30 protein-coding genes are annotated in these 24,766 nt (G+C 61.1%); 5 read left to right on the top strand and 25 right to left on the bottom strand.

All coding sequences use genetic code 11. The features are described 5' to 3' along the window. Nucleotides 1–57: 57 nt before the first annotated feature. The 3 genes from QYH43_RS11480 to QYH43_RS11470 all read left to right on the top strand — a co-directional run bounded on the left by QYH43_RS11480 (nucleotide 58) and on the right by QYH43_RS11470 (nucleotide 2,990). On the top strand, nucleotides 58–972 hold the full coding sequence (locus tag QYH43_RS11480) for an urea transporter (RefSeq protein WP_301157073.1): 915 nt from the start codon (nucleotides 58–60) through the stop codon (nucleotides 970–972). 21 nt (nucleotides 973–993) lie between these two features. Then, nucleotides 994–1,818 carry an ion transporter gene (locus tag QYH43_RS11475; RefSeq protein ID WP_301157072.1) on the top strand — a complete coding sequence of 275 codons (825 nt, stop codon included), beginning with the start codon at nucleotides 994–996 and terminating at the stop codon, nucleotides 1,816–1,818. A gap of 173 nt (nucleotides 1,819–1,991) precedes the next feature. Next, entirely contained in the window at nucleotides 1,992–2,990 is a 999-nt protein-coding gene (locus QYH43_RS11470; RefSeq protein WP_095061647.1) for a sulfate ABC transporter substrate-binding protein, read from the top strand. Nucleotides 2,991–3,050: 60 nt separating this feature from the next. On the opposite strand, the gene QYH43_RS11465 is transcribed toward QYH43_RS11470, so the two are convergent. The 25 genes from QYH43_RS11465 to ccmA form a co-directional block, all read right to left on the bottom strand. Next, nucleotides 3,051–3,455, bottom strand: coding sequence for a type II toxin-antitoxin system HicB family antitoxin (locus QYH43_RS11465; RefSeq protein WP_095061649.1), 405 nt, complete (start codon nucleotides 3,453–3,455; stop codon nucleotides 3,051–3,053). Further along, nucleotides 3,455–3,667, bottom strand: a complete 213-nt coding sequence (locus QYH43_RS11460; protein WP_095061651.1) for a type II toxin-antitoxin system HicA family toxin — start codon at nucleotides 3,665–3,667, stop codon at nucleotides 3,455–3,457. Before QYH43_RS11460 ends, QYH43_RS11465 begins: the two co-directional genes overlap by 1 nt. A gap of 118 nt (nucleotides 3,668–3,785) precedes the next feature. After that, nucleotides 3,786–4,535 (bottom strand): phosphonate metabolism protein PhnP, encoded by a 750-nt coding sequence (gene phnP, locus QYH43_RS11455; RefSeq protein WP_301157071.1) that lies wholly within the window; start codon nucleotides 4,533–4,535, stop codon nucleotides 3,786–3,788. Then, entirely contained in the window at nucleotides 4,526–5,095 is a 570-nt protein-coding gene (phnN, locus tag QYH43_RS11450; protein ID WP_095061655.1) for a phosphonate metabolism protein/1,5-bisphosphokinase (PRPP-forming) PhnN, read from the bottom strand. Before phnN ends, phnP begins: the two co-directional genes overlap by 10 nt. Continuing rightward, a complete protein-coding gene (locus QYH43_RS11445) occupies nucleotides 5,095–6,240 on the bottom strand; it encodes an alpha-D-ribose 1-methylphosphonate 5-triphosphate diphosphatase (protein WP_095061657.1) in 1,146 nt (381 codons plus the stop codon). Before QYH43_RS11445 ends, phnN begins: the two co-directional genes overlap by 1 nt. After that, nucleotides 6,230–6,949 (bottom strand): phosphonate C-P lyase system protein PhnL, encoded by a 720-nt coding sequence (phnL, locus tag QYH43_RS11440; protein WP_095061659.1) that lies wholly within the window; start codon nucleotides 6,947–6,949, stop codon nucleotides 6,230–6,232. Before phnL ends, QYH43_RS11445 begins: the two co-directional genes overlap by 11 nt. Nucleotides 6,950–6,977: 28 nt before the next feature. Next, the gene (gene phnK / locus QYH43_RS11435; RefSeq protein WP_095061661.1) at nucleotides 6,978–7,784 is read right to left on the bottom strand and encodes a phosphonate C-P lyase system protein PhnK; all 807 of its coding nucleotides are present in this window, start codon (nucleotides 7,782–7,784) and stop codon (nucleotides 6,978–6,980) included. Then, nucleotides 7,781–8,653, bottom strand: coding sequence for an alpha-D-ribose 1-methylphosphonate 5-phosphate C-P-lyase PhnJ (locus tag QYH43_RS11430; protein WP_301157070.1), 873 nt, complete (start codon nucleotides 8,651–8,653; stop codon nucleotides 7,781–7,783). Before QYH43_RS11430 ends, phnK begins: the two co-directional genes overlap by 4 nt. Beyond that, nucleotides 8,646–9,722 (bottom strand): carbon-phosphorus lyase complex subunit PhnI, encoded by a 1,077-nt coding sequence (locus tag QYH43_RS11425; RefSeq protein WP_301157069.1) that lies wholly within the window; start codon nucleotides 9,720–9,722, stop codon nucleotides 8,646–8,648. Before QYH43_RS11425 ends, QYH43_RS11430 begins: the two co-directional genes overlap by 8 nt. Continuing rightward, nucleotides 9,722–10,312: a phosphonate C-P lyase system protein PhnH gene (gene phnH, locus QYH43_RS11420; RefSeq protein ID WP_095061667.1), complete on the bottom strand. Its 591-nt coding sequence runs from the start codon at nucleotides 10,310–10,312 to the stop codon at nucleotides 9,722–9,724. Before phnH ends, QYH43_RS11425 begins: the two co-directional genes overlap by 1 nt. Continuing rightward, nucleotides 10,312–10,761, bottom strand: coding sequence for a phosphonate C-P lyase system protein PhnG (phnG, locus tag QYH43_RS11415; protein WP_095061669.1), 450 nt, complete (start codon nucleotides 10,759–10,761; stop codon nucleotides 10,312–10,314). Before phnG ends, phnH begins: the two co-directional genes overlap by 1 nt. An 11-nt stretch (nucleotides 10,762–10,772) precedes the next feature. Then, nucleotides 10,773–11,477: a phosphonate metabolism transcriptional regulator PhnF gene (gene phnF / locus QYH43_RS11410; protein ID WP_177408863.1), complete on the bottom strand. Its 705-nt coding sequence runs from the start codon at nucleotides 11,475–11,477 to the stop codon at nucleotides 10,773–10,775. A 39-nt stretch (nucleotides 11,478–11,516) separates the two neighbouring features. Continuing rightward, nucleotides 11,517–12,299, bottom strand: coding sequence for a phosphonate ABC transporter, permease protein PhnE (gene phnE, locus QYH43_RS11405; RefSeq protein WP_301157068.1), 783 nt, complete (start codon nucleotides 12,297–12,299; stop codon nucleotides 11,517–11,519). 101 nt (nucleotides 12,300–12,400) lie between these two features. Continuing rightward, nucleotides 12,401–13,411, bottom strand: coding sequence for a phosphonate ABC transporter substrate-binding protein (gene phnD, locus QYH43_RS11400; protein ID WP_095152608.1), 1,011 nt, complete (start codon nucleotides 13,409–13,411; stop codon nucleotides 12,401–12,403). Between the two features lie 43 nt (nucleotides 13,412–13,454). After that, a complete protein-coding gene (gene phnC, locus QYH43_RS11395) occupies nucleotides 13,455–14,288 on the bottom strand; it encodes a phosphonate ABC transporter ATP-binding protein (protein ID WP_095061677.1) in 834 nt (277 codons plus the stop codon). A gap of 935 nt (nucleotides 14,289–15,223) precedes the next feature. After that, complete coding sequence (locus QYH43_RS11390) at nucleotides 15,224–15,640, bottom strand: hypothetical protein (RefSeq protein WP_301157067.1); 417 nt, start codon at nucleotides 15,638–15,640, stop codon at nucleotides 15,224–15,226. 14 nt (nucleotides 15,641–15,654) lie between these two features. Next, complete coding sequence (gene ccmI, locus QYH43_RS11385; protein ID WP_301157066.1) at nucleotides 15,655–16,857, bottom strand: c-type cytochrome biogenesis protein CcmI; 1,203 nt, start codon at nucleotides 16,855–16,857, stop codon at nucleotides 15,655–15,657. Further along, complete coding sequence (locus QYH43_RS11380; RefSeq protein WP_095059050.1) at nucleotides 16,854–17,324, bottom strand: cytochrome c-type biogenesis protein; 471 nt, start codon at nucleotides 17,322–17,324, stop codon at nucleotides 16,854–16,856. The genes ccmI and QYH43_RS11380 overlap by 4 nt, the downstream gene beginning before the upstream one ends. Next, nucleotides 17,321–17,857 (bottom strand): DsbE family thiol:disulfide interchange protein, encoded by a 537-nt coding sequence (locus QYH43_RS11375; protein WP_095059049.1) that lies wholly within the window; start codon nucleotides 17,855–17,857, stop codon nucleotides 17,321–17,323. Before QYH43_RS11375 ends, QYH43_RS11380 begins: the two co-directional genes overlap by 4 nt. Continuing rightward, a complete protein-coding gene (locus QYH43_RS11370) occupies nucleotides 17,854–19,842 on the bottom strand; it encodes a heme lyase CcmF/NrfE family subunit (protein ID WP_301157065.1) in 1,989 nt (662 codons plus the stop codon). Before QYH43_RS11370 ends, QYH43_RS11375 begins: the two co-directional genes overlap by 4 nt. A gap of 3 nt (nucleotides 19,843–19,845) precedes the next feature. Next, nucleotides 19,846–20,301, bottom strand: a complete 456-nt coding sequence (ccmE, locus tag QYH43_RS11365; RefSeq protein ID WP_060541439.1) for a cytochrome c maturation protein CcmE — start codon at nucleotides 20,299–20,301, stop codon at nucleotides 19,846–19,848. Beyond that, nucleotides 20,298–20,474 carry a heme exporter protein CcmD gene (gene ccmD / locus QYH43_RS11360; protein WP_007980758.1) on the bottom strand — a complete coding sequence of 59 codons (177 nt, stop codon included), beginning with the start codon at nucleotides 20,472–20,474 and terminating at the stop codon, nucleotides 20,298–20,300. Before ccmD ends, ccmE begins: the two co-directional genes overlap by 4 nt. Next, nucleotides 20,471–21,226 carry a heme ABC transporter permease gene (locus tag QYH43_RS11355; protein WP_095059047.1) on the bottom strand — a complete coding sequence of 252 codons (756 nt, stop codon included), beginning with the start codon at nucleotides 21,224–21,226 and terminating at the stop codon, nucleotides 20,471–20,473. Before QYH43_RS11355 ends, ccmD begins: the two co-directional genes overlap by 4 nt. Nucleotides 21,227–21,299: 73 nt before the next feature. Beyond that, nucleotides 21,300–21,968 (bottom strand): heme exporter protein CcmB, encoded by a 669-nt coding sequence (ccmB, locus tag QYH43_RS11350; RefSeq protein ID WP_007980754.1) that lies wholly within the window; start codon nucleotides 21,966–21,968, stop codon nucleotides 21,300–21,302. Beyond that, nucleotides 21,965–22,600, bottom strand: coding sequence for a cytochrome c biogenesis heme-transporting ATPase CcmA (ccmA, locus tag QYH43_RS11345; protein WP_095059046.1), 636 nt, complete (start codon nucleotides 22,598–22,600; stop codon nucleotides 21,965–21,967). The genes ccmB and ccmA overlap by 4 nt, the downstream gene beginning before the upstream one ends. Before the next feature lie 199 nt (nucleotides 22,601–22,799). Between ccmA and QYH43_RS11340 the strand changes: the two genes are divergently transcribed. Then, a complete protein-coding gene (locus tag QYH43_RS11340) occupies nucleotides 22,800–24,374 on the top strand; it encodes a flagellar hook-length control protein FliK (protein WP_301157064.1) in 1,575 nt (524 codons plus the stop codon). After that, nucleotides 24,371–24,700 carry an EscU/YscU/HrcU family type III secretion system export apparatus switch protein gene (locus QYH43_RS11335; RefSeq protein WP_301157063.1) on the top strand — a complete coding sequence of 110 codons (330 nt, stop codon included), beginning with the start codon at nucleotides 24,371–24,373 and terminating at the stop codon, nucleotides 24,698–24,700. The genes QYH43_RS11340 and QYH43_RS11335 overlap by 4 nt, the downstream gene beginning before the upstream one ends. Nucleotides 24,701–24,766: the final 66 nt, after the last annotated feature.

Below are 24,766 nucleotides of genomic sequence, written 5' to 3'. Positions count from 1 at the left end.
CCCCTCGCCACAATATTTATGCAAGACCTTTGATGTCCCACTGCCCCAGACTTCGCCATGCCTGCCAATCACTTCAACTCCCACTGCCCCGACTGGGCCGAAGCGCTGCTCAACGGTTTCAGTCAAATATTCCTCCAGCGCCATCCGCTCTGCGGACTGTTGTGCCTGTTGGCCATCCTGCTCACCGCGCCAGTGCTGTTTGCCGGTGCGCTGCTCGGTGGCGTCGCCGGATTGCTCACTGCGCAACGTCGCGGCTATGCCAAGGCGGATCGCCAGGCCGGGCTATTCAGCTACAACGGGGTTTTGCTCGGTTTGTTGCTGAGCCTCTATTTCCCTTGGTCAGCGATGCTGCCGCCGCTGATTCTGGCCGCGGGCGGTCTGAGTGCGATGGTTACGCAACAGTGGCTCAAACGCACCTGGCTCAACCAATACCTGTCTGCCTACACGGCTCCGTTCGTGGGGATGGGCTGGTTGCTGCTGTGTTTCGCCGAACCGTCCACGCCAGCGACGATGCCCGAATTGAACACCCTGAACCTGCTTGCTGCTGCGTTCAAGGGACTCGGTCAGGTGATGTTCCTCGACCATCCATTGGCCGGTGCGATGATCGCCTTCGGCCTGTTGATCGCTGATCGCCGCGCGTTTTGCTGGGTGGTGCTTGCAACGTTTATCGGGCTCGGCTCAAGCCTGCTTCATCACGACACGAGCGCCGCGCTGCTCGGCCTTGGCGGTTACAACGCCGTACTCGCTGCCCTCGCCTTCAGTGCGCAACGTCAACACCCTTGGCTGCCATTGCTCGGCATCGTACTGGCGCTGCTGTTGACACCGCTTTTTGCCGCCCTCGGCCTGGCCACACTGACCGCACCTTTCATCCTCGCCTGCTGGCTGATCCGCGCCGGCATTCAGATGCTGGGCGCAGCCTCTGTCGATAGCGAGCCTTGCGCTCACGGGGGCAATCAACCTAGGCTGCGCTGATCTGCAGCCCAGGCCATTTGAATGAACAGCAACGACACGTGGCGTCATCGCCTCTACGTGATTATTTTCCAGACCGACACCGTCGCCGGTCGACGCTTTGACACCAGCCTGCTGCTGATCATTTTCGCCAGCCTGGTGGTAGTGATTCTGGACAGCATCGATGACGTTCATCAGAACTACGCCAGCCTGCTGGCGTACATCGAATGGGGCTTCACGGTGATCTTTCTGGGCGAGTACATCCTGCGGTTGTACTGCTCACCCAAACCGCTGCGCTACGCGTTCAGCTTCTATGGGCTGGTGGATCTGCTGGCCATCGTGCCAGGGATCCTGGCGTTGTATTACAGCGATGCGCAGTACCTGCTGATCATCCGCGTGATCCGGATGCTGCGGATCTTTCGCGTGCTCAAGCTCGGCCCCTACCTCAAACAAGCCCACTACCTGCTGGATGCCCTGCGCGGCAGCAAACAGAAAATCCTCGTGTTCCTGCTCAGCGTCTGCACGCTGGTGACGGTGTTCGGCACGCTGATGTACGTGGTCGAGGGCCCGCAACATGGCTTTACCAGCATTCCCAAGGGCATTTACTGGGCTATCGTGACGTTGACCACCGTCGGTTACGGCGACATCGTGCCCAAGACCGCGCTGGGTCAGGTGATCTCCTCGATGGTGATGATCACCGGTTACTCGATCATCGCCGTGCCTACGGGGATTTTCACCGCCGAACTGGCGACGGCCATGCGTGGCGGTCAACTGAATCACGATTGCCCGGTGTGCACGAAAGACAACCATGAAACCGAGGCGTCTTTCTGTTCACGTTGTGGTAATGCGCTGTTTAGAAAAATGGAATAAGCAAAGTTCTTTTTAATATTTAAAGGACTATGCGTCCCCGGCTATAGTCGCTGGCTTATTGATATCTAACAAATCACCCGCAGGAGCTGCCGCAGGCTGCGATCTTTTGATCCTTGAAGGCAAAATCAAAAGATCGCAGCCTGCGGCAGCGCCTACATAAAAAGGAATGCGCAGTGAAAAAACTCTTTGGCGCCTCACTTCTCGCCGCTGGCCTGGCGCTGGGCAACATCGCCCACGCCGCACCGACCCTGCTTAACGTTTCCTACGACGTGATGCGCGATTTCTACAAGGACTACAACACTGCGTTCCAGAAGCACTGGCAAGCCGAGCACAACGAAAACATCACCTTGCAGATGTCTTTCGGCGGCTCCAGCAAACAGGCGCGTTCGGTCATCGACGGCCTGCCCGCTGACGTGATCACCATGAACATGGCGACCGACATCAACGCCCTGGCGGACAACGGCAAACTGGTCCCGGAAAACTGGGTCACCCGTCTGCCGAACAACAGCGCGCCGTTCACCTCGGCCACCGTGTTCATTGTGCGCAAAGGCAACCCGAAAGCCCTGAAAGACTGGCCGGACTTGCTCAAGGATGGCGTACAGGTCATCGTCCCGAACCCGAAAACCTCCGGCAACGGTCGCTACACCTACCTGTCAGCCTGGGGCTATGTGCTGAAAAACGGCGGTGACGAGAGCAAGGCAAAAGACTTCGTCGGCAAGCTGTTCAAGCAAGCACCGGTTCTGGACACCGGTGGCCGCGCCGCTACCACCACCTTCATGACCAACCAGATCGGCGACGTGCTGGTGACCTTTGAAAACGAAGCGGAAATGATTGCCCGCGAGTTCGGCCGCGATCAGTTCGAAGTCGTCTACCCAAGCGTCTCCGCCGAGGCTGAGCCGCCGGTGTCGGTGGTCGACAAAACCGTCGACAAGAAAGGCACCCGCGCCGCCGCCGAGGAATACCTCAAGTACCTGTGGTCGCCGGAAGGCCAGGAAATCGCGGCCGCCAACTACCTGCGTCCGCGTGACCCGGCCGTGCTGGCCAAGTACACCGATCGTTTCCCGAAAGTCGACTTCCTGTCGGTCGAAAAGACCTTTGGCGACTGGCGCACCGTGCAGAAAACCCACTTCAATGACGGTGGTGTTTTCGACCAGATTTACACCGGTCAGTAAGCGCTGAGCGACAATGAAAAAGGCGACCTGCACAGGTCGCCTTTTTTTGTGGTCAACGACTCAATGTCGAACCAGCTTCTCCATCGCCGCATCCGCCAAAAACGAGGAACGGCTTTTGACATTGTGCTCTCGTACATAACGGTCTATGCGCTGAATCACGTAGCCGGGCAGCGTGACGTTGACCTTCTCGGTCTTGCCCATATACGGCGAGATATCCAGCTCCAGCATGCCCCACCCCATGTCGGCGAACTCCGGATTGCCACGATGCAAGGCCGCTGAAGTCGGCATCGGAATCGTTTCTCCATCTGCCGCCATTTCCTGCAGCATGATGTGGGCAATTTCGACCGCAGCGTTGTAAGCATCTTCAAAGGTATCCCCGGCGGTCACTGCACCGGGAATATCAGGGATCTGGATACCGATGGCGGTGTGCTCGTCGCCCCACTCGATACAGATTGGATATTGCATTATGGATCTCCTGCATAACTGGCCAGCGGGCAGTACAACCCGGCTCGCCTCCTGATGCTCTTGACCGTCCCCACCGGCAAATCCTTTTTGGGATGGGGAACGGGAATCGTGTACGGGTTGTAACGGTGCGTGAAGATGTGATGACTGCCAGTGACCCGATCCAGGGTCCATCCCGCCTCCATCAGTTCCTTGATCAATAGCCTGCTCTGCACCACCAGCCTCCTTGCTCCGGCCCGAATAAAAGTAACCCTAGAGTTATCTTTACTCAAGCACAAAAACACGAAGGGAGACGTTCGGTTGTTTTACAGATCGTGACCGATACAGATCTTTTTACAGCTCACACCCATCAAACCCGACACTGACATTGCCCGGCAATTCTTCGCGATGCTCAACCAACCACGCATCCAACGTATGCCCGACATGGGTCAACACCGCTGACGTTGGCCGCAGTTCGTCAATGCACTGCAACGCCAGGTTCAGGTCGTTGTGATTGCGCGGCGCCTGAGGTTGCGGTGGCAGGGAGCAGTCCAGCACCAGCACATCCAGCGGTTCGCGCAGTAGCCAGTCCAGGGTGGACGGTGGCAGGCCCACGGTGTCAGTCAAATAGGCAATGCGCCGTCCCTCGCCTTCGAACAGATACCCCAGGGTCGGTTTGGAGTGCAGCAACGGCAACGCGGTAACGTTCAGCGTGCCGAAGGTGCGTGTTTCAAAGGCCCCGAACGGCTGGCTGAAATCGAGAATGCCGGGGTGTTTGTAGAGGTCGGCCAGGCCTTCCGGGTCCACCGGGCCGTGCACCGGAATCACCAGGCCCTGGCCCCAACGCAGATGCAACAAGCCCTGGGCGTGATCGGCGTGGTAGTGAGTCTGCAAAATGCCGTTGAAGCTGCGCGGCGCAAAGCGCTCGCACAGCTCTGGCATGCCGCTGTCGATCAACCAGCGCTGATCGCCGCACTCGATCAGCGCACTGCAGGGTCGACGCTGCAAACGCTGATCCTTACGCGCCCGATCGCAAGCCACGCACTCGCAGCCGTAGACCGGGACTTGCCGGGCATCACCGGTGCCGAGCAACGTCAAGCGCATATCGCGGGTTCGTCGATGCAGGCGAGCAAGCGTTCCACCGTATTTTCCAGTGCCCCGGAGTTATCGAGGACATGCACCATCGGGTCGTTGCCGGCCAGTACGCTTTGGTTGAATCGGGCGTTGCGCGCCAACCGTGCGTCTATTTCCGCCACGGACTCCCGTCCTCGTGCCAGCAAGCGCTCGCGCAACACCGCTTGATCCACGGTCAGCAGCACCACAAGCATGTGCGGGTAGCGCTCACGGGCATTGTGCAAATGCCCGCGCGAGCCATTGACCAGCACATCTTGTCCCGCCTTCAGCCAATCGTCGATTTCCCGCGGGATGCCGTAGGACAAACCGTTGGCGTGCCAGCTCAGGGCAAACGCGCCTTGCGCCTCCATCTCGGCGAACTGCTGCGGGCTGACACCCAAGGCCGCCTCGCCCACCGCCTCCGCCGAACGGGTGATGACCCGCCGCACGATGCGGCAGCCTCTTTCGGCCAACCGGCCTCGCGCCGCGTCCAACAGGCTGTCCTTGCCCGACCCGGAAGGTCCGATGAGATAGATCAACCTGCCCGACATCAGTACACCCTCTTTGCTTGCCGCCAAACTTGTTGAACCGCCGTCAGACCGTCGTGACTGCGTGCTTGCACCAGATCAGCCCGCAGGCCCGCTGCAATTTCGCCACGATCATGCAAACCCGCAGCGCGGGCCGGGTTCAGGCTGACCATGCGCACCGCTTCGGCCAGGCCGATGCGATTGTTCTGCGCTGCCAGCGCGAACGTTGATTGCAACAGGCTCGCCGGGTAGTAATCGCTGGACAGGATATCCAGTAAGCCTTCGGCCGCCAGCTCTGCGGCGGCCACGTTACCCGAGTGCGATCCGCCGCGCACGATGTTCGGTGCGCCCATCAACACTTTCATGTCCCGTTCCCGGCATCCGCGCGCCGCCTCGACCGTGGTCGGGAACTCGGCGATGGTCATGCCGTAGCGCGCCGACTCCTCGACGTGGGCCAGGGTCGCGTCATCATGACTGGCCACCGACAGGCCAAGGGCCAGACAGTGCTCGACAATTGCCGCACGATACCGGTCGCTGTACTGCCGCGAGTTGGCCATTTGCAGGGCGATGAAGTCATCCATCTGCGTCGTGGTCAGGTGGTACTTGCCCATGTAGTACTCACGGTACTTGGATTCCAGCACAAACTGGCGCTGGCCCGGCGAGTGGTCCATCACTGACACCAGTTGCACCAGCGGGTTTTCCACCAGATCGCGGAACACACTCAAGGTGTCCGGGTGGCACAGCTCGCAGCGCAAGTGCAACCGGTGTTCGGCCCGGGTCAGGCCGGCATCGGACGCTTTGGTAATCGCCTCCAGCATCGCCGGCAATTTCTGCATGCGATTGCCCTTGGGGTTAACGTCGCCGATGGACACCGCATCGAACACCGTGGTGATGCCCGCCGCGATGATCTGTGCATCGTGGCTGAGCACCGCCGGTACCGACGGCCAGTCCACACCGGGGCGCGGGGTCATGTGACGTTCCAGGTTGTCGGTGTGCAGCTCCACCAGACCCGGCAGCAGGTAATCACCATGCAGATCCTGCGCCTGAGGCAGGCGGCTCGGGCCTTCGCAGACTTCAGCGATCACGCCGTCGCGCAGCACCACGGTGCCGTAGAACACACGGTCAGCGGTGACCAGTTGGGCATTGCTGAGGATCTGTTCAACGGGCATCGGCGTATTCCTCTTGGCTGACTGCGGCTGGGGTCATGTCGAGATGGCGGTCGGCAACCGCTTCGCGGGCGATGCGATCGTGGAAAATGCCGATCAGTGCGGCCCCTGCAACTTTTGCTTCATTCATCAGTTCCAGCACCACCTGGCGATTGTTGTCGTCGAGTGATGCGGTGGGCTCGTCGAGCAACATCACCGGCCACGCCACCATGAAACCTCGGGCGATGTTGACCCGTTGCTGCTCGCCACCGGAGAACGTGCCGGGAGCCAGTTGCCACAGGCGTTGCGGAATGTTCAGACGGCTGAGTAGCGATTCGGCACGCGCTTGCGCCTGCTCTTTCGCCCAGCCCCGGGCCAGCGCCGGTTCCATCACCACGTCAAGGCACGCGACCCGCGGGATCACTCGCAAAAACTGGCTGACATAACCCAACGTGCGCTGACGCACTTGCAGGATGTCCCGGGGTTCGGCGCCCACCAGCTCCAGCCATTGGCCATCGTGCTGCACGCGAATGCTGCCGCCTGCGGGCAGATAGTTGCCGTACAAGGTGCGTAGCAAGGTGCTTTTACCGGCGCCGGATTGACCGTGCAGCACCAGGCATTCACCGGCCGCCACACTGAAATCGATCCCGCGCAGTACGTTGAGGACCACGCCGTGCTGCTGATGCAGGGTGAAGGTTTTCGAGAGGTCACGGACCTCGATCAAGGTATTCATCGCTCGGTTTCCACTATTGAACGGGGCTTCACGGCTGCAACACCGAAGACACCAGCAGTTGCGAATAAGGGTGTTGGGGATCGTCGAGGATCTGATCGGTCAGCCCGGTTTCCACCACCCGCGAGCGGCGCATCACCATCAGGCGGTCGGCCAGCAGACGTGCCACCGCCAAGTCGTGGGTGACAATCACCACCGCCAGATCCAGTTCCCGCACCAGTCCGCGCAGCAGGTCGAGCAAGCGCGCCTGCACCGAGACATCGAGGCCACCGGTCGGCTCGTCCATGAACACCAACCGTGGGCTCGACACCAGATTGCGGGCGATTTGCAGGCGTTGCTGCATGCCGCCAGAAAAGGTCCGGGGCAAATCGTCAATGCGCTGCGGATCGATTTCCACCTGACTCAACCAGTCGAGACCGGCCCCGCGCAGCTGCTGATAATTGCGCACACCCTGGGCCATCAGACGTTCGCCGATGTTGGCGCCAGCGGACACGCCCATGCGCAAACCGTCACGCGGGCTCTGCTCGACGAACCCCCATTCGGTACGCAGCAAGGTGCGGCGCTCGGCTTCGCTGGCGCTGTACAGGTCCAGCCATTGGTCCTGTTTGTCGCGGTAACCGATGCTGCCGCGCTGCGGCGGCAGGCGGCCGCTGAGCAGTGAGAGCAAGGTGGATTTGCCCGAGCCGGACTCGCCGACAATTCCCAAAACTTCACCGGGATACAAATCGAAGTTGACGTCCTGGCAACCTTTCTCCGGGCCGTACAACAGCGACAAATCACGCACTCGCAGCAGCGGTTCAGTGGACACGGTCACATCGTTTTTCAGCGCCTGGTTCATTGGCCCTGCTCCTGCTGGCTGACGCGCTGTGCGCAGTAATAAGTGTCGGAACAGACGAAGCTCTGGGTGCCGGCGTCGTCGAGAATCAACTCATCGAGGAACGACTCACGGCTGCCACAAATCGCGCAGCACGCTTCCCATTTCTGCGCTTCGAAGGGGTGATCCTCGAAGTCGAGGCTGGTGACTTTGGTGTACGGCGGCACCGCGTACAGACGCTTCTCGCGGCCAGCGCCGAACAGCATCAGCGCCGGGCTCATGTCGAGTTTCGGGTTGTCGAATTTGGGGATCGGCGACGGGTCCATCACGTAGCGCTCGTCCACCATCACCGGGTAGGCGTACGCCGTGGCGATGTGGCCGAAGGTGGCGATGTCTTCGTAAAGTTTGACGTGCATGACCCCATAATCGTTGAGGGCGTGCATGGTCCGGGTCTCGGTTTCCGACGGCTCGATAAAGCGCAGCGGCTCCGGAATCGGCACCTGGTAAACCATGATCTGGTCGGCGTGCAGCGGCGTTTCCGGGATGCGGTGACGGGTCTGGATCACCGTCGCGTCCGGCGTACTTTCGGTGGTGGCGACGCCTGCGGTGCGGGCGAAGAAGCGGCGGATCGATACGGCGTTGGTGGTGTCGTCGGCGCCCTGATCGATGACCTTGAGCACGTCATCGTCACCGAGAATCGCGGCGGTCAACTGCATGCCACCGGTGCCCCAGCCGTAAGGCAACGGCATCTCGCGACCACCGAACGGCACCTGATAACCGGGGATCGCCACGGCCTTGAGCAAGGCGCGGCGGATCATGCGTTTGGTCTGTTCATCGAGGTAGGCGAAGTTGTACGCCGCATCGCGCACGGGTGCCTGGCTCATGTCATTCATGGTTTTGGCCCTCGGCAGGCTTGCGCAGTTTGCGGATCAGTTCCAGTTCGGCCTGGAAGTCGACGTAGTGAGGCAGCTTGAGGTGCGAGACAAAACCGGCGGCCTCGACGTTGTCGCAGTGCATCAGCACGAATTCTTCCTGCTGCGCCGGGGAAACAACTTCTTCGTTGTATTCGTCGGCGCGCAACGCACGGTCGACCAGAGCCATGCCCATGGCCTTGCGCTCGGCGTGTCCGAAGGCCAGGCCGTAGCCGCGAGTGAACTGCGCCAGCTCAGTGGCCGAGCCAACGAACTGGTTGACCATCTCGCACTCAGTGACTTCGATGTTGCCCAGGTTGATCGGAAAACCCAGCTCTTCAGGGTCGATCCAGACCTCGACTTCGCCGATGCGGATTTCACCCGCGAAGGGGTGGTTGCGGCCATAACCGCGTTGGGTCGAATAGCCCAGCGCCAACAGGAAACCTTCGTCGCCACGGGCCAGGGCTTGCAGGCGTTGAGCGCGACTGGCGGGCAACTCCAGCGGGTCGCGGGTGATGTCGGCCACGTTTTCGCCGCTGTCGGATTCGGTCTTGATCAGGCCTTCCTGCGCCAGCAAACCGAGGACTCGCGGGCACGCATCGAGACTGGCATTCGGCGTGGTTTGCGGTCCCGGGTATTCGCCTTCGGCCAGCAAGGCAAAGTCCAGCAGACGGTGGGTGTAATCGAAGGTCGGCCCCAGCAGTTGCCCGCCCGGTACGTCCTTGAAGGTCGCGGACAAGCGTCGGCTGAGCTGCATGTTCTGGGTATCGATCGGCAGGCTCGGGTTGAAGCGCGGCAACGTGGTGCGGTAGGCGCGCAGCAGGAAGATTGCTTCCACCAGATCCCCCGCCGCTTGCTTGATCGCCAGCGCGGCGAGTTCTTCGTCGTACAGCGAGCCTTCGCTCATCACCCGCGCCACTGCCAGCGGCAGTTGCTGACGGATCTGCTCGACACTCAACTCAGTGACCGCGGTATCGCCCCGACGTTTTTTCGCCAGCAGGCGGTGGGCATTGTCGATGGCCTGTTCGCCACCCTTGACGGCTACGTACATCAGGCACGCTCCTCTGCGATGCGGGTACTGCGCGGCAAACCGATCAGGTCGTGGCCGGCAGTGAAAAACAGGTCGAGGCCACGGGGGAATTCGTTGCGGCGTTCACGTTCGCGCCACAAGCCATCGGCTATCGGCAGCGCCACGTCGTGTTCGCTTTCAATCCCCGGCCCTCGCCACTTCAGCCCTGCCCCGCCGCCGAGGCTTGGCAGCTGAATGAGCACGGTGCAGGACTGGTCGGGATAACGATCATTGCCGGTATCGAAACCGCTCAGGTCGAGCAGGTCTTCAGAGGCAAGCAAAGCGAATCTCGCGTCTTCACGCCGGGTGGTCAGCGGGCAACCACAGTGGAACGCCAGGTTGGCGCGGATCAGCGGCGTATCGAATGACGGCGCGAGCCACAGCGGTGTGTCGACATCGAGCATTGCCAGGCAGAGTGCATAAGTCGCGGGGGCCAGGCCTTCGAGTCTCGGTGCGACCTGTAGGGTCTGGATCAATCCGGGGCCGGCCAACGCCTTGAGTGCCGCGCGAAATCCACGCTGGGCATCCAGCACCGGGTCGGCAAACGCCGGTTGCAACAACTGTGCGCTCATCAGTTTTCTCCTCGCACGAGGGTGAAGAATTCGACTTTGGTGGCGGCGGTTTCCGCCTCTTTTTGTGCCCGGCGCTCAGCTTGAGCTGCCGCCAGCGGCGTGATCATGTCCGCCAGCCAGTGCCGCTGCTGCACGCCCTGCAAATGCGCGTCGGCCAACGCGGCGAGTTCGGCATGGGCCTTGTCGCGCCCCGCCAGATAGCTGTAGCCCGTACGGCCATCGGCCAGGCGCACCACGCAGCGGGTCACGCTCATTTCACCGACGTTGAACGGCGCGCCATTGCCACCCATGCGGCCACGGACCAGGGTCATGCCGACTTCCGGGGCGCGGATCAGTTGGTATTCAATGTCGCGCAACGCATCTTCAAAGGGCTGCAATTCACTGCGACGGGCGCGGGCCAGCACACCAATCCAGTGCTGCCGTTCGGCGTGAGGAACAGGGTTTTGCATGGCGTTCTCCATCAGGTGACGACCTGGTACTGGAAGCGATCCGAACGGCTGGTGGACTGGGCCAGCTCCACGGCACGGCCGTCGCGATCGCGGGAAAGGGTGAAGACACTCAGCGCCGGCAGATGCCGGGGCATCATCAGCAGCGCGGCTTCTTCGCGGTTGGGCAATCGGGCGCCGATCAGGCTCTGGGTACGGGTCAGTGGCAGGTCCCGTTCGCTCAGGTATTTGCGCAGAGAGCCACCGGTGTAGTCGGCCAGCAGCGGCGCGTGAGTGGCGCAATAGCGATGGCGGATCAGGCTGACCGGTTGGTTGTCGAGCTTGCGCAAGGTCTGCAATTCGATCATCGGCGCCATTTCGGCGATGCCCAGATGTTGGGCTTCTTCGCGACTGGCAAAGCAGTAGCGACGTTTGAGCAGTAGCGCCTCGACGCCATGCCCCTGGGCTGACAAAGACTGGCTGTAGGCGCTCTCGGCGGTCATCGAGTAAATCAGCGGCCGTTCCAGCACCTGGGTGCCTTTGCCCTGGCGGCGCAACAGGCTGCCTTCGAACACCAACTCATCGATGGCGCGGCGCAAGGTGTGACGATTGACACCGAAGCGCTCGGCCAACATCACCTCGCCCGGCAGGAAGTCTCCGGCGCGGTACTCCGCCAGCTCCCGCCGCAGGATGTCGGCCAATTCGCGGTACACCGGCTCATCTTGTCTAGACAACTGCATGCTTTAAAAAAAGCGCCCGCGGGCACCCCTCCGAAAAAGTCAGATGAACTGCTTGCGCAGGCGTTGCGACAGGATGTCGATCAGGCTGACGATGACGATGATCACCAGCAGCACCGCGCAGGTCTGCGTGAACTGGAAGGCGCGGATGTTCTCCCACAGGATCACGCCGATACCGCCAGCGCCGACCATCCCCACCACCGTCGCCGAACGCACGTTGGCTTCGAAGCGGTACAGCGCGTAGGACACCCACAGCGGCATCACTTGCGGAATCACCCCGTAGATCACCTCTTGCAAGGCACTGGCACCGGTGGCGCGAACACCTTCGACCGGGCCCGGATCAATCGCTTCGACGGCTTCGGCGAACAGTTTGGCGAGTACGCCGGTGGTGCTGATCCATAGCGCCAACACCCCGGCAAACGGCCCCAGCCCGACAGCCACCACGAACAACATGGCGAAGACCATTTCGTTGATCGAGCGGAACGCATCCATCACCCGGCGCAGCGGTTGGTGGATCCACCACGGTGTGATGTTTTCCGAGCAGAGAATGCCCAGCGGCACCGAGCAGACAATCGCCAGCACCGTGCCCCACAGGGCGATTTGTACGGTGACGAGCATTTCCTTGAGGTACATGCGCCATTCATGGAAATCCGGCGGGAAGAAGTCCCCGGCGAACGTCGCCATGTTTCCCGAGTCGAGGTACAGCGCCATCGGATTCATTTCAGCGCCGTGCCAGGCCCAGGCCAGTAGGACCAGAAACAGGCCCCAACCGGCGTATTGCGGCCAGGTACGCTTGCCAACCGCTTCAGCGTGCAGAGTGGTCATGAGGGTTCTCTAAAAAGCGTTTAAAGAGGCGATTCACATATGTCATGGCGGGTACAAAACCCGTAGGAGCAAGCTTGCTCCCACACTTACCGAGGCATGGATCAACCGGCGTTGGCGGTCTTTTTATCGCTCTTCTCGAGCAAGGTGATGCGCTCTTGCAGCTTCGCCAGCTCGGCATCGATCTCGGCCAGTTTTTTGGTTTTATCGGCCGCATCAAGCTTGGTGTCCGCAGTGATCGTGGTGCGTTGCTTGAACAACTCGAGCTGACGAATCGGCAGCAACTGGTCGTCGCTGGACTTCAGGAACTTGCCCAGTTGCATGCCCTTGAGCACCGCTTTCTCTTCGTCGGTGTCGCCGTAGCTGAAGATGAAATCGCGGATCTTGGTCTTCTCGCTGTCACTCAGCGCTTTGCTCCACACCAACGGGTCGGCAGGGATCAGCGGCGACTTCCAGATCACTTTCAACAGCGCAGCTTTATCGGGCTGGGTGACTTCCAGGCGATCCCAGCTTTCGGTGTTGAACGTCGCCACATCCAGTTGCCCCTTGGCCACGCTCAAGGCGTTGACCTCATGGCTGGAATTGAGCGTGCGCTTGAACGCGGTGGCGGCATCGACGTTGTTCTTGGCGAACACGTAGTAGCCCGGCACCAGATAGCCCGAGGTGGAGTTCGGATCACCGTTGCCGAAGGTCAGGTTCTTGGCGTCTTTGAGCATGTCGTCGACCGAGTTGATCGGGCTGTCTTTGCGCGCGATCAACACGCTCCAGTAACCGGCAGCGCCACTGGCTGCAGCGGTCTGGGCGAAGATCTCGCCGTTGGAACGGTCCACGGCTTCGATGGCGGCCTTATTGCCCAGCCACGCCACATCGACCTTGTTGAAACGCATGCCCTGGATCAGGCCGGCATAGTCGGAAGCGAATGTGGCGTTGATCTTCAAGCCGGTCTGCTTCTGCATGTCATCTAGGAATGGCTGCCAGACGCTCTTGAGATTTTGCGACGACTCGGTGGACATGATGCCGAAGTTGATGGCTTTTTCTTCAGCCTGGGCGGTGCCCATCAAACAACCGGTGAGCAGTGCTGCACCAGCAAAAACGCGACCGATACGGTTCAACATGGAAAGGTTTCCTGAGAGTGAACGGTTGGGGAGTCCGGAGTGATCAAACACGCGCCAGCACCAGCCGGGGTGCAGCTTCGTTGTGACGGGAAGGCTCGGAGCACATGAGGCTGGTGTCGATGTCAGCACCGTACAAATCGTTGAGGAACGCGCCACTGAGCTCAGTACCCGGCCCATCGAAATGAATCCGACCGGCCTTGAGCGCCACGGCGCGCGGGCAATAGCGGGTGGCGTAGTCGACCTGATGCAGGGTCACCACCACGGTCTTGCCGTCGCGGCGATTGATGTCGGCGAGGATTTCCATAACCTTGCGCGCCGATTCCGGGTCGAGAGAGGCGATCGGCTCGTCCGCAAGGATGACTTCGGCACGCTGGGTCAGTGCACGGGCAATCGCCACGCGTTGCTGCTGCCCACCGGACAAGGTCGAGGCCCGCTGCGCGGCGAGGTCAGCCAGGCCGACGCGGGCCAGGGACTCCATGGCGAACTGTTTTTCCTCGGCATTGAACAGGCCCAGGTTGCCACGCCAGCGCGGCATGCGGCCCAGGCAACCGAGCAGCACGTTGTCGAGCACGCTCAGGCGATTGACCAGGTTGAACTGCTGGAAGATGTAGCCGATGTCGGCGCGCAAGCGGCGCACCTTGCCATTGAGCCGTCCGCTCGCCTGTACTTCCCGCCCCAGCACTTTGACGCTGCCACCGTTGTTTTTATCGCAACAGGCCAGGCCCGCGAGATGCCGCAACAAGGTGGATTTGCCGGAGCCGGACGCGCCGATCAGCGCGACCATCTCACCGGCCGCGATGGTCAGTTCGAGGTCGACCAGTGCGGTTTTACGCGCAAAGGTCTTGTTCAGATGATCGACATGGATAGCTGCGTTCATGGGCTTCTCTGTCTGGTTGAACAGCCGTCCGTGGCCGTATTTGAGTTCAACAGACTTTAGGCACGGGGCATGTCAGCCCTATGACTTGCACATGTCACTGGGTGAATCATTTGATGAAGGTTTTGTGAAAGGTTGAGCTGGAGGGCTGGCGTGTTTGGTCGCGGTTGTGACCGGATTGGGTGTCCACTGGCGAACCCGGCAGACTTGACTCAGACCGGTATTCGCCCTGGTTTTTCATGAGGGGGCATATACCGCAACCGCGTCAGAGGCGGCCTACCGGCCGGTCTGGTTCTGATGCGTGCGTGTTTCCCTGTAGGAGCTGTCGAGTGCAACTAGGCTGCGATCTTTTGACTCTGTTTTTTACAGGCAAGATCAATAGATCGCAGCCTTCGGCAGCTCCTACGGAGTGATACATCCGCGAAATCAGGTCGTCTGTCAGGCCGCCATCGCTGGCAAGCCAGCTCCTACAGTTGATTGGCGTACACCACGCTCCTCACCACTCATCAGGCCGAGCGTTAGCTCGCCTTCCGCTTTTGATCCACCCGCCCCTCGGGAGGCTGAGTGGAGGTGTTTATCCGGGGATTGGCGCGCAGCGCCGTTCGACGCAGTCGAACTCATTGCATGTAGGTCGAAGCGAAGCCGACCGGAGGGCAATGCCCCCGGATGAATGCCGGAGCGAAGGAACGCCGAGCCTCAGCGAGGGGCCGTACGTAAGGGGCGAGCGTTTTTTGCTTACTTTTTTAGGCGCTTGTAAAAAAGTGAGTCGCCGTAAGGGCGAAACCATAAGCCGTCGTTACCGCAGGAATGGATATGTACCCGGTCAACCAAAGTCAGGCCGCCTTCGCGAACAAGCCCATTCCCAAAGAGTTCACACGCGGCCCGAAAAACACTTTCAACGCCCACAAAAAAGGCGACCCGAAGGTCGCCTGTCTGCGTTACTGCTCGAACTGCCGCCCCAACCCGCCCGGCACCCCGTGGATATCCGTCTCCTCCCAAGGCCCTTTCGGACTGATCGAACGGCTCCAGCCATTATCCCAACGGTAGTAAGTCCGCTGGCGATAAAAGGTATTGGGCTGGTCATCAAGCACATAAACCCCCAGCTTCTGATCCCAATGACTGTTCCCGCCCGGCGGCGGCGCGAAGCTGGCCGAGGTACGCGGCATCGGCTTGGCCGGTTTGGCCGGGACGCTCGGTTTGCTCGGTTTGCTCGGGGTGGGCGACGTCGATGGCGTAGGTCTTGGCTGCGACGGCGGCATCGGTGCCGGGGCTGGCTGTTCCGGCGGCCGCTGGACCGCACAAGCGCTTAACCCCAAAACAGCGCTGAGCAGGGCAATACGAGCAATGGCGGTCATGGTGGCGTTTCCTGTTATTTGTCCGGGCTGTCGATGGTCAGTGTTTGCGGCGCGGTGGTACTGCTGGCCAGGGGCTGGCTGCGACCGATCCATTCACCGGCGGTGGGTTTGCCGGCGCGGGAAATGCGCGCAACCAGTTGGACTTCAGGGAAGTTCGACAGTTTCAATTGCGGCATCATCGCATCGGCGTCACCCAACTCGACCGTCACCGGCAAATCGGCCACGGTCATACGCTTGACCGCCAGGGGTGCCGGAGGACCGGAAACAGCACGGGCGAAGATGAAGACGCTGTCGCCGGGCTGGACCTTGGCTTTGAGCTCCGCTGCCAGATCGACGCTGACCTTGAGCACTGCCGCGGCCTTGGCTGCCGGTGCTTGCGCGACCTTGCCGCCACTGTCCTGCAGTTTCTCGGTGGCGCGGGTAATCCCGCCTTGCAGGGCCTCCCGGGAATTATCCTCTGCCGGCAATTGGGCCAGCAGGCGATTCCAGTAATCGATGGCGTCCTGATAACGCTCACTTTCAAAAGCGGCAATGCCGAGCAGGCCAAGGCTGGTGACCTCTTTCGGATCCGCCTTGAGCGCTTCATCGGTCAGGGCCTGGATCTTGTCAGACCATTTCTTGCCGTCGGCAAAGTACAGGGCCTGAGCCCATTGGCCAAGCAACTCCGGCTCGCGACCCGCCAGGCTCACGGTGCGCTCGAACATCTTCGCCGCCTCCGCAGGGCGATCCTGAGCCATGTAGGTACGACCGAGGAAATACACACCTTCGGCGGAATCCGGTTGAGCCGCCACCGTACGCTCCAGGCGCTTGGTCATCTCTTCCATCGACTGCGGCGCATGGGCGAATTCGCGAGTGAGCTCGACTTTGTCGCTGGCACCAAAATGCAGGTACAACCCCAGGCCCAACACCGGCACCAGAATCGCCGCCAGCAAAGGCAAGGGTTTGCCCAAACGCGACACCCGCGGCGCTTCGACGCCCTCGGTGTCCGCCAGCAACTCGCGGGCGGCTTCGGCGCGACCGGCGTCCATCTGCGCCGCATCAAGAACGCCTTCTTCCTGCTGAGCCTGCAACTCAGCCACGCGTTCCTGATAAAGCGCTACGTTCAGGGCGGTACGATCCTCTTCGCGCTGGGCACGACGACTGCGCAGGACCGGAATCAACAGAAAACTCAGGGCAACCAGAAGCAGCAGACCTGCAGCGAGCCAGAAATCAATCATTCTTGGTTTTTATCCAACAGGTTGTCGAGGCGCGAACGTTCCTCGGGAGACAGCTCATCCTTGATGTCGGCGCGCTGCACGCGACGACGGCGGACGATCACCGCGATAATCACGACGCCGCCCAGCAACAGGCCGGCGGGGCCGAACCAGAGCAACGCGGTCTTGGCATTCAGGGCGGGTTTGTAACGGACAAAATCACCGTAGCGATCGACCATGAAGTCGATGATCTGCTGGTTGTCCTTGCCCTCGCCGAGCATGCGGAAAATCTCTTTGCGCAAGTCAGCGGCAATCGGTGCGTTGGAATCGGCAATGTCCTGGTTCTGACACTTGGGGCAACGCAGCTCCTTGGTCAGCTCGCGAAAACGCTCGCGATCACCTTCCTTGGCGAACTCGTAGGTGTCGATGGCCGCGTGGGCCACGCCGGCCATGCTCAAACCCAGAACAGCGGCAGCAATCCAGCGCTTCATGGCTTGGCCTCGTCGACCAGCGCCTGATACTTCGCCGCCAGTTTTTCGCGCCAGACCTGCTCGTCGATCACCCCGACGAACTTGTCGCGGATGATGCCCTTGGCGTCGATGAAGAAGGTCTCCGGTGCGCCATACACGCCGAGGTTCAGGCCCAGCGAGCCATCGTCATCGCGGATGTCCAGTTGGTACGGGTTGTGGAAATCCGCCAGCCACTTCAAGGCGTCAGCATTGACGTCCTTGTAGTTGATGCCATAGATCACCACGCCCTGCCCGGCCAGTTTGTTCAGCACCGGGTGCTCGACCCGGCAGGAAATGCACCAGGTGCCCCACACGTTGACCAACGCCGGTTTACCGAGGATGTCGGCCTTGGTCAGGGTCTTGTCGCCCTGCACCGCGGGCAAGGAAAATTCCGGGAACGGCTTGCCGATCATCGCCGAAGGCAGTTCGGCCGGGTCCAGGTACAGACCGCGATAAAGGAACACCGCCACCACCAGAAAAATCGCCAGTGGCAACACCATCAACCAACGTTTCATGCAGTCGCTCCCGACAGGCCCAGCGCTTCACGCACACGGCTTTTCACCTTGACCCGATAACGACGATCGAGCGCCGCCAGCAATCCACCCAGACCTGTCAGCAGACCGCCGAACCAGATCCAGCGCACGAACGGTTTGACGTGCACGCGCACGGCCCACGCGCCATCGCCCAACGGTTCGCCAAGGGCGACATAGAGGTCACGGGTGAAACCTGCGTCGATCCCGGCTTCGGTCATCACCGAATTTTGCACGGTGTAGAGGCGTTTTTCCGGGTGCAGCACGCTGATTTCCTTGCCATCGCGGATGACGCGAACGGTGCCCTTGTCCGAGGTGAAGTTCGGGCCTTCGTAATGCTTGGCGCCTTCGAACACGAACTGATAACCGCCCAGGTCCATGGATTCGCCCGGCGCCAAGCGCAGGTCGCGCTCGGCACTGTTCTGGCTGGACAGCACGACACCCAGCGCACATACGGCAATGCCCAAATGCGCGACCTGCATGCCCCAGTAGCTGCGGGTCAGGGTCGGCAAACCTTTGATCAGGCCTTTGTGGCGAGTCTTGTCGAAAATATCACGCGCACCCGCCAGCAACACCCAGGCTGCAAGCATGAAGGTCGCGAGGACCGCCCAGTTGAAATCGCCGTAGGCGACGCCTGCGACGACCGCCAGCGCAGCGCTGCCGAGCAGGACGGGCGTGAGCATGCTCACCAGCCATTTCACCGGTGTGTCTTTCCAGCGCACGATCACGCCGACGGCCATCACCATCATCAGCAACGCCATCAACGGAATGAAAAGTGCGTTGAAGTACGGCGGGCCGACCGACAACTTGGCGCCGGTCATGGCATCGAGAATCAGCGGGTACAACGTGCCGAGCAGGATCATCGACGCCGCGACAACCAACACCAGGTTGTTGCCCAGCAGCAGGGTTTCCCGGGACCACAGGTTGAAACCGACCTGGCTCTTGACCACCGGTGCGCGCAAGGCGAACAGCGTCAGCGATCCGCCGACGACGAACAGCAGGAAAATCAGGATGAACACGCCGCGCTCCGGATCGGAGGCAAACGCATGCACCGACGTCAGCACGCCGGAGCGCACGAGGAAGGTGCCCAGCAAGCTCAGCGAGAACGCGGCGATGGCCAGCAACACGGTCCAGCTCTTGAACACGCCACGTTTTTCCGTGACCGCCAGCGAGTGAATCAGCGCGGTGCCCACCAGCCAAGGCATGAACGAGGCGTTTTCCACCGGGTCCCAGAACCACCAGCCGCCCCAGCCGAGTTCGTAATAAGCCCACCACGAACCGAGGGTGATGCCGATGCCGAGGAATGCCCAGGCAACGATGGTCCACGGACGCGACCAACGGGCCCATGCGGCGTCCAGACGACCGCCCATCAACGCGGCGATGGCGAAGGCGAAGGCGACCGAGAAACCGACGTAACCCATGTACAGCATCGGCGGATGAACGATCAGGCCGATGTCTTGCAACAGCGGATTGAGGTCGGCGCCGTCGGTGGGCATTTGCGGCAGGATGCGTTTGAACGGGTTCGAGGTGAGGATCAGGAACAGCAGGAAACCGGTACTGATCATGCCCATCACCGCCAGCACACGGGCCAGCATGACTTGCGGCAACTGCCGGGAGAACACCGATACCGCGAAGGTCCAGCCACCGAGAATCATGGCCCACAGTAGCAACGAGCCTTCGTGGGCACCCCACACGGCGCTGAACTTGTAGTACCAGGGCAGCGCGCTGTTGGAGTTGTTGGCCACATAGGCGACGGAGAAGTCATCGACCATGAAGGCGTACGTCAGGCAACCGAAGGCGAACAGCAAAAACGCGAACTGCCCCCACGCGGCCGGCTGGGCCAGGCTCATCCACAAACGGTCACCACGCCAGGCACCCACCAACGGCACCACGGCCTGAACCAGCGCGAAACACAGCGCCAGGATCATGGCCAGGTGGCCCAACTCGGGAATGAAAATTCCAGCTGTCATCAGTTAGCCCTCTTTCGCGGGAGTGGGTGCCGACTGGCCGCTGTCTTTCAGGGCTTTGGTCACTTCCGGCGGCATGTACTTTTCATCGTGCTTGGCCAGCACTTCATCGGCCACTACCACGCCATCGGCGTTGATCTTGCCCAGGGCGACAATGCCCTGCCCTTCGCGGAAAAGATCCGGAAGAATGCCGCGATAGGTGATGGTCACGGATTTGTTGAAGTCGGTGACGACGAACTTCACGTCCAGCGAGTCGCCGGAGCGTTGCAACGAACCCGCCTCGACCATGCCGCCCGCACGGATGCGCGTGTCTTGCGGGGCTTCGCCGTTGGCGATCTGGGTCGGTGTGTAAAACAGATTGATGTTCTGCTGCAGGGCGCTCAGGGCCAGGCCGACGGCAGCGCCGACACCCACCAGGATCGCGAGAATGATGATAAGACGCTTTTTGCGCAGCGGATTCACTTGCCGTTCTCCCGGCGCAGACGACGCGCCTCTTGTTGCAGATACCGCTTGCGGGCCAGGATCGGCGCCGCCACGTTGAGGGCCAATACCGCCAGGCAGATGCCATAGGCTGACCAGACATACAGGCCATGATGGCCCATGGCGATGAAGTCGCCGAATGAAGCAAAACTCATCGAGCGACCTCCAGGCTGCTTTCCACTTCGGCTTTCACCCAACTGGCCCGCGCTTCACGCTTGAGCACTTCAAGGCGCATGCGCAGCAACAGGACCGCACCGAAGAAACAATAGAAACCCAGCGCCGTCAGCAGCAATGGCAGCCACATCTCGGCGGGCATCGCCGGTTTTTCGGTGAGGGTGAAGGTCGCGCCCTGGTGCAGGGTGTTCCACCACTCCACCGAGTACTTGATGATCGGAATGTTGATCACACCGACAATCGCCAGCACCGCGCAGGCCTTGGCCGCACTGTCACGATTGCTGATGGCGTTGCCCAGTGCAATAAGACCGAAGTACAAAAACAGCAGAATCAACATGGACGTAAGTCGCGCATCCCAGACCCACCACGAGCCCCAGGTCGGCTTGCCCCAGATCGCCCCGGTGACCAGCGCCACGGCGGTCATCCAGGCGCCAATCGGCGCTGCGCATTGCAGGGCGACGTCGGCCAGTTTCATCTTCCACACCAGCCCGACGATACCGCACACCGCCAGCATCACGTAGATGGACTGCGCCAGCATGGCGGCCGGAACGTGGATGTAAATGATGCGAAAGCTGTTGCCCTGCTGGTAATCCGGCGGCGCAAAGGCGAGGCCCCAGACCACGCCAACACCGATCAGCAGCAACGCCGCAACGCTCAGCCAGGGCAGCATTCTGCCGCTGATGCCGTAAAACCATTTGGGCGAGCCGAGTTTGTGAAACCACGTCCAGTTCATACTGTTTCCATCACGGTTGCTCTTTACTGTGAAGAGCCAGGGTCTTTACTGATCAAAATTTGACCAGACCTCATTATTCGCCGACGCTGATCTTCAGGCCAGCAGCTATTGCAAAAGGTGTAAGGGTTATCGCCAGGGCGGTCAGGCTACCAAGCCACAGCAGATAACCGGTCGCCGGCATTCCCTGCAATGCCGCCTGCAAGGCGCCACTGCCGAGGATCAACACCGGGATGTACAGCGGCAGAATCAACAATGCCAGCAACAGCCCACCGCGCTTCAAACCGACCGTCAGCGCCGCGCCCACCGCACCGAGCAGGCTCAACACCGGTGTACCGAGCAACAACGAAAGCAGCAACACCGGCAGACAAGCGGCAGGCAAACCGAGCATCAACGCCAGCAGGGGTGCGAGCAGAACCAGTGCCAGGCCGGAAAACGCCCAGTGTGCCAGCACTTTGGCCAAAACCAGAAGAGCCAGGGGGTGCGGCGAAAGGACCCACTGTTCGAGCGATCCATCTTCGAAATCACTGCGGAAAAGCCCGTCCAGCGAGAGCAAAACCGATAAAAGGGCCGCGACCCAGACCAGACCCGGAGACAAGGTTTGCAACAATTGAGACTCGGGGCCGACCGCCAACGGGAACAGCGAAACGACGATGGCGAAAAACACCAACGGATTGGCCAGTTCCGCCGGACGGCGGAACAGCAGGCGAGCCTCACGGGCGACCAACAGGCCGAACACACTCATACGGCCCAATTCCCCAGGTCAATGTCGCGATAACCGGCCGGCATCCGGCTCAGCGTGTGGTGAGTGGTCAGGACCACCATACCGCCGCGCTCGCAGTGGGCGGCCAGGTGTTCTTCGAGTTGCGCCACGCCTTGCTTGTCGAGGGCGGTGAAGGGCTCGTCGAGAATCCACAGCGGCGGGCTGTCCAGATACAGTCGCGCCAGTGCGACGCGGCGCTGCTGACCGGCGGACAAGGTATGGCACGGCACATCCTCGAAACCACGCAGGCCAACGGCCGCCAGCGCCTGCCAGATCGCCTCATGGGTCGCCGGATGATGCAAGGCGCAGAGCCAAGTAAGGTTCTCTTCCGGCGTCAGCAGGTCTTTGATACCGGCAGCATGGCCGATCCACAACAGATTGCGCGCCAGTTCCGTGCGTTGCTCGTTCAGTAGCTGACCGTTGAGCAGCACTTGACCGGCGGTCGGCTGCATCAATCCCGAAAGCAAACGCAACAGGCTGGTCTTGCCGCTACCGTTGGGGCCGCTGATCTGCACCATTTCGCCACTGGCCAGTCTCAAATCGAGATTTTCGAAGAGCAGCCGAAGGTCTCGCTCGCAGGCAAGGGCAACGGTTTGCAGGACAGGACTGGTCAAGGGTTCACGGGCCTTATACGGTTCAAGTCGGCTCTGGCGCGGCCGTTAAAGAGATGCAGCATAAATGCAATGACGGCTCGATCTAGAGAGCTGCGTCAAACATTTGCAAAGTTTCCGTCATTTTTGGATACAACGGCGCCGCATTATACATGCCATGCCTTACTCTAAAGAGTGCATTTTCCTCAGGTTGTGACCGCGTATGACAGGCGAAATGAACATCCTCCCGCTGCCGCAGCCCACCCCGGCGACTTCGCGTGCGCAGGCAATCAGTGGCGAGTTGCTCAAACTGCTGACGCCCATCGAAGGTCTAATCACTGAAGGCCAGACTGCCAAGGCTGAAGTGCTGTCGCTCAAGCAGGCGGACCAGACCTTTCAACTGCTGTTAAAAGTCACCCTCGACAGCGGCCGTCAGACCACGGTCCAGACCACCAGCAACCAACCGCTGGCTCAAGGCACCAGCATGCTCGTCACCCAGCCTTCGGCGGGCAACCTGGCGGTGACCGTGCAACAGGCCATCGCCTCCAGCGTCGCCACCCTCACCCGCATCGACACCGCGCAACTGCCCCCGGGCACGTTGCTGCAAGGCAAAGTATTGACGTCTCAAGTGCTGCCGCAAGTGCCGGGTCAGCCCGCGGTGTTTCGCTCGATGGTCAGCCTGCTCAATACCGCCCTGAGCGGTAGCACCCTGAGCATCGACAGCGAGCAACCGTTGCGCATCGGCACCTTGCTCAGCGCCCAGGTGCAGGATAACCAGACACTGAAATTCGTACCGCTGAGCAGTCGCCAGAAGCAATTGGCCGTGACCCAGCAATTGGTCAGCCAGCAAAGTCGCCAGGGCTCGCTGGATGGATTGCTCAAGCTCCTGCAAAACCTGCCGCCCTCCGAGCAGACCTCCAGCGGTCTGCGCGCAGCCGTCGACAAACTGCTCGCCGGCCTGCCTGATGCGCAGCAACTCAGCACACCCAAAGGGCTCGCGTTAGCCTTGGCCAGCAGCGGCGCATTCCTCGAGTCGAAACTGCTGAGCGGCCAGAATCCAGCACTGGCACCGGACATGAAAGGCGACCTGCTCAAACTGATCGGGCAACTGACGCCGGGGCTGCCGACAAGCACCAATCTCGGCGCAATCATCGCCGCCAACACCCTGGCCCAGGCCATGCCGAGTTTCGTGCGCAATGCCCTCGGCATGCTCGGCCAGGTCAGCGCCAAGCCATCGCCGACGAGTTTCCCTTTGCCCGAGCGCTTGCTGCAAAGCGCCGAGGGCGAAGGCGATCTCGAACACCTGCTGCGCCTGGCAGCCGCCGCTGTTTCACGCCTGCAAAGCCACCAGCTCTCAAGCCTGGAACAGACCGGCGTCACCGCCGACGGACGGCTGATGAGCACCTGGCAGCTGGAAATCCCGATGCGCAATCTGCAGGACATCGTGCCGTTGCAGGTCAAGTTCCAGCGCGAAGACGCCCCCGAGAAAGAACAGCCCAAAGAACGACGCGAAGAACGCGAACCCAAACAACAGTTGTGGCACGTGGAGCTGGCCTTTGCCATGGAGCCGTTGGGACCGTTGCAAATACAGGCACAGCTGATCAACGGCAGCCTGTCCAGCCAGCTCTGGGCCGAGCGCCCGTACACCGCCAGCCTGATCGAAAGCAATCTGACGGGCCTGCGCGAACGCTTGCTGGGCGCGGGCCTGAACGTCGGCGACCTGGATTGCCACCTCGGCACACCGCCCCAAGGCCCACAAACCCGCCTCGAACAACGCTGGGTCGACGAAACCGCATGAACAATACCAACGCCCCACGCCAGGCCATCGCCCTCAAATACGACGGCACCCACGCCCCCACCCTCACCGCCAAGGGCGACGAAGAGCTGGCGGAAGAAATCCTGCGCATCGCCCGCGACTGCGAAGTGCCGATCTACGAAAACGCCGAGTTGGTGAGGTTATTGGCGCGCATGGAACTGGGGGACAGCATTCCGCAGGAGCTCTATCTGACGGTCGCCGAGATCATTGCGTTTGCGTGGAATTTGAAAGGGAAGTTTCCGGCGGGGCAGGATCCGGATGGGGCGATGGTCGAGAAGGATGTGACCGCGCGCGGGGATGATTATTGAGTTTTAGAGGATGCCAGCGTCGGAACGCCGCCCAGAGCAGGCTCGCTCCTACAGGTTGTCAGTTCT

Source organism: Pseudomonas sp. C32, from assembly GCF_030417915.1.
GTDB lineage: Bacteria > Pseudomonadota > Gammaproteobacteria > Pseudomonadales > Pseudomonadaceae > Aquipseudomonas.
Note: the sequence above shows the minus strand (reverse complement) of the source record. Positions and strands in the feature narration are given on the sequence as shown.

Excerpts from the sequence above, each read along its gene's own strand:
- phnE (WP_301157068.1), bottom strand. The coding sequence starts at position 12,299 with ATGACCACTCTGCACGCTGAAGCGGTTGGCAAGCGTACCTGGCCGCAA.
- phnH (WP_095061667.1), bottom strand. The coding sequence starts at position 10,312 with ATGAGCGCACAGTTGTTGCAACCGGCGTTTGCCGACCCGGTGCTGGAT.
- ccmB (WP_007980754.1), bottom strand. The coding sequence starts at position 21,968 with ATGAGTGTGTTCGGCCTGTTGGTCGCCCGTGAGGCTCGCCTGCTGTTC.
- phnK (WP_095061661.1), bottom strand. The coding sequence starts at position 7,784 with ATGAACCAGGCGCTGAAAAACGATGTGACCGTGTCCACTGAACCGCTG.
- phnL (WP_095061659.1), bottom strand. The coding sequence starts at position 6,949 with ATGAATACCTTGATCGAGGTCCGTGACCTCTCGAAAACCTTCACCCTG.
- QYH43_RS11380 (WP_095059050.1), bottom strand. The coding sequence starts at position 17,324 with ATGAAGCGCTGGATTGCTGCCGCTGTTCTGGGTTTGAGCATGGCCGGC.
- QYH43_RS11430 (WP_301157070.1), bottom strand. The coding sequence starts at position 8,653 with ATGAATGACATGAGCCAGGCACCCGTGCGCGATGCGGCGTACAACTTC.
- ccmI (WP_301157066.1), bottom strand. The coding sequence starts at position 16,857 with ATGATTGATTTCTGGCTCGCTGCAGGTCTGCTGCTTCTGGTTGCCCTG.
- QYH43_RS11355 (WP_095059047.1), bottom strand. The coding sequence starts at position 21,226 with ATGAACTGGACGTGGTTTCACAAACTCGGCTCGCCCAAATGGTTTTAC.
- ccmD (WP_007980758.1), bottom strand. The coding sequence starts at position 20,474 with ATGAGTTTTGCTTCATTCGGCGACTTCATCGCCATGGGCCATCATGGC.
- phnP (WP_301157071.1), bottom strand. The coding sequence starts at position 4,535 with ATGCGCTTGACGTTGCTCGGCACCGGTGATGCCCGGCAAGTCCCGGTC.
- phnD (WP_095152608.1), bottom strand. The coding sequence starts at position 13,411 with ATGTTGAACCGTATCGGTCGCGTTTTTGCTGGTGCAGCACTGCTCACC.
- QYH43_RS11475 (WP_301157072.1), top strand. The coding sequence starts at position 994 with ATGAACAGCAACGACACGTGGCGTCATCGCCTCTACGTGATTATTTTC.
- phnF (WP_177408863.1), bottom strand. The coding sequence starts at position 11,477 with ATGCAGTTGTCTAGACAAGATGAGCCGGTGTACCGCGAATTGGCCGAC.
- QYH43_RS11480 (WP_301157073.1), top strand. The coding sequence starts at position 58 with ATGCCTGCCAATCACTTCAACTCCCACTGCCCCGACTGGGCCGAAGCG.
- QYH43_RS11445 (WP_095061657.1), bottom strand. The coding sequence starts at position 6,240 with ATGCCCGTTGAACAGATCCTCAGCAATGCCCAACTGGTCACCGCTGAC.
- QYH43_RS11390 (WP_301157067.1), bottom strand. The coding sequence starts at position 15,640 with ATGACCGCCATTGCTCGTATTGCCCTGCTCAGCGCTGTTTTGGGGTTA.
- QYH43_RS11340 (WP_301157064.1), top strand. The coding sequence starts at position 22,800 with ATGACAGGCGAAATGAACATCCTCCCGCTGCCGCAGCCCACCCCGGCG.
- QYH43_RS11335 (WP_301157063.1), top strand. The coding sequence starts at position 24,371 with ATGAACAATACCAACGCCCCACGCCAGGCCATCGCCCTCAAATACGAC.
- phnG (WP_095061669.1), bottom strand. The coding sequence starts at position 10,761 with ATGCAAAACCCTGTTCCTCACGCCGAACGGCAGCACTGGATTGGTGTG.
- phnC (WP_095061677.1), bottom strand. The coding sequence starts at position 14,288 with ATGAACGCAGCTATCCATGTCGATCATCTGAACAAGACCTTTGCGCGT.
- QYH43_RS11425 (WP_301157069.1), bottom strand. The coding sequence starts at position 9,722 with ATGTACGTAGCCGTCAAGGGTGGCGAACAGGCCATCGACAATGCCCAC.
- QYH43_RS11370 (WP_301157065.1), bottom strand. The coding sequence starts at position 19,842 with ATGACAGCTGGAATTTTCATTCCCGAGTTGGGCCACCTGGCCATGATC.
- QYH43_RS11465 (WP_095061649.1), bottom strand. The coding sequence starts at position 3,455 with ATGCAATATCCAATCTGTATCGAGTGGGGCGACGAGCACACCGCCATC.
- QYH43_RS11375 (WP_095059049.1), bottom strand. The coding sequence starts at position 17,857 with ATGAAACGTTGGTTGATGGTGTTGCCACTGGCGATTTTTCTGGTGGTG.
- phnN (WP_095061655.1), bottom strand. The coding sequence starts at position 5,095 with ATGTCGGGCAGGTTGATCTATCTCATCGGACCTTCCGGGTCGGGCAAG.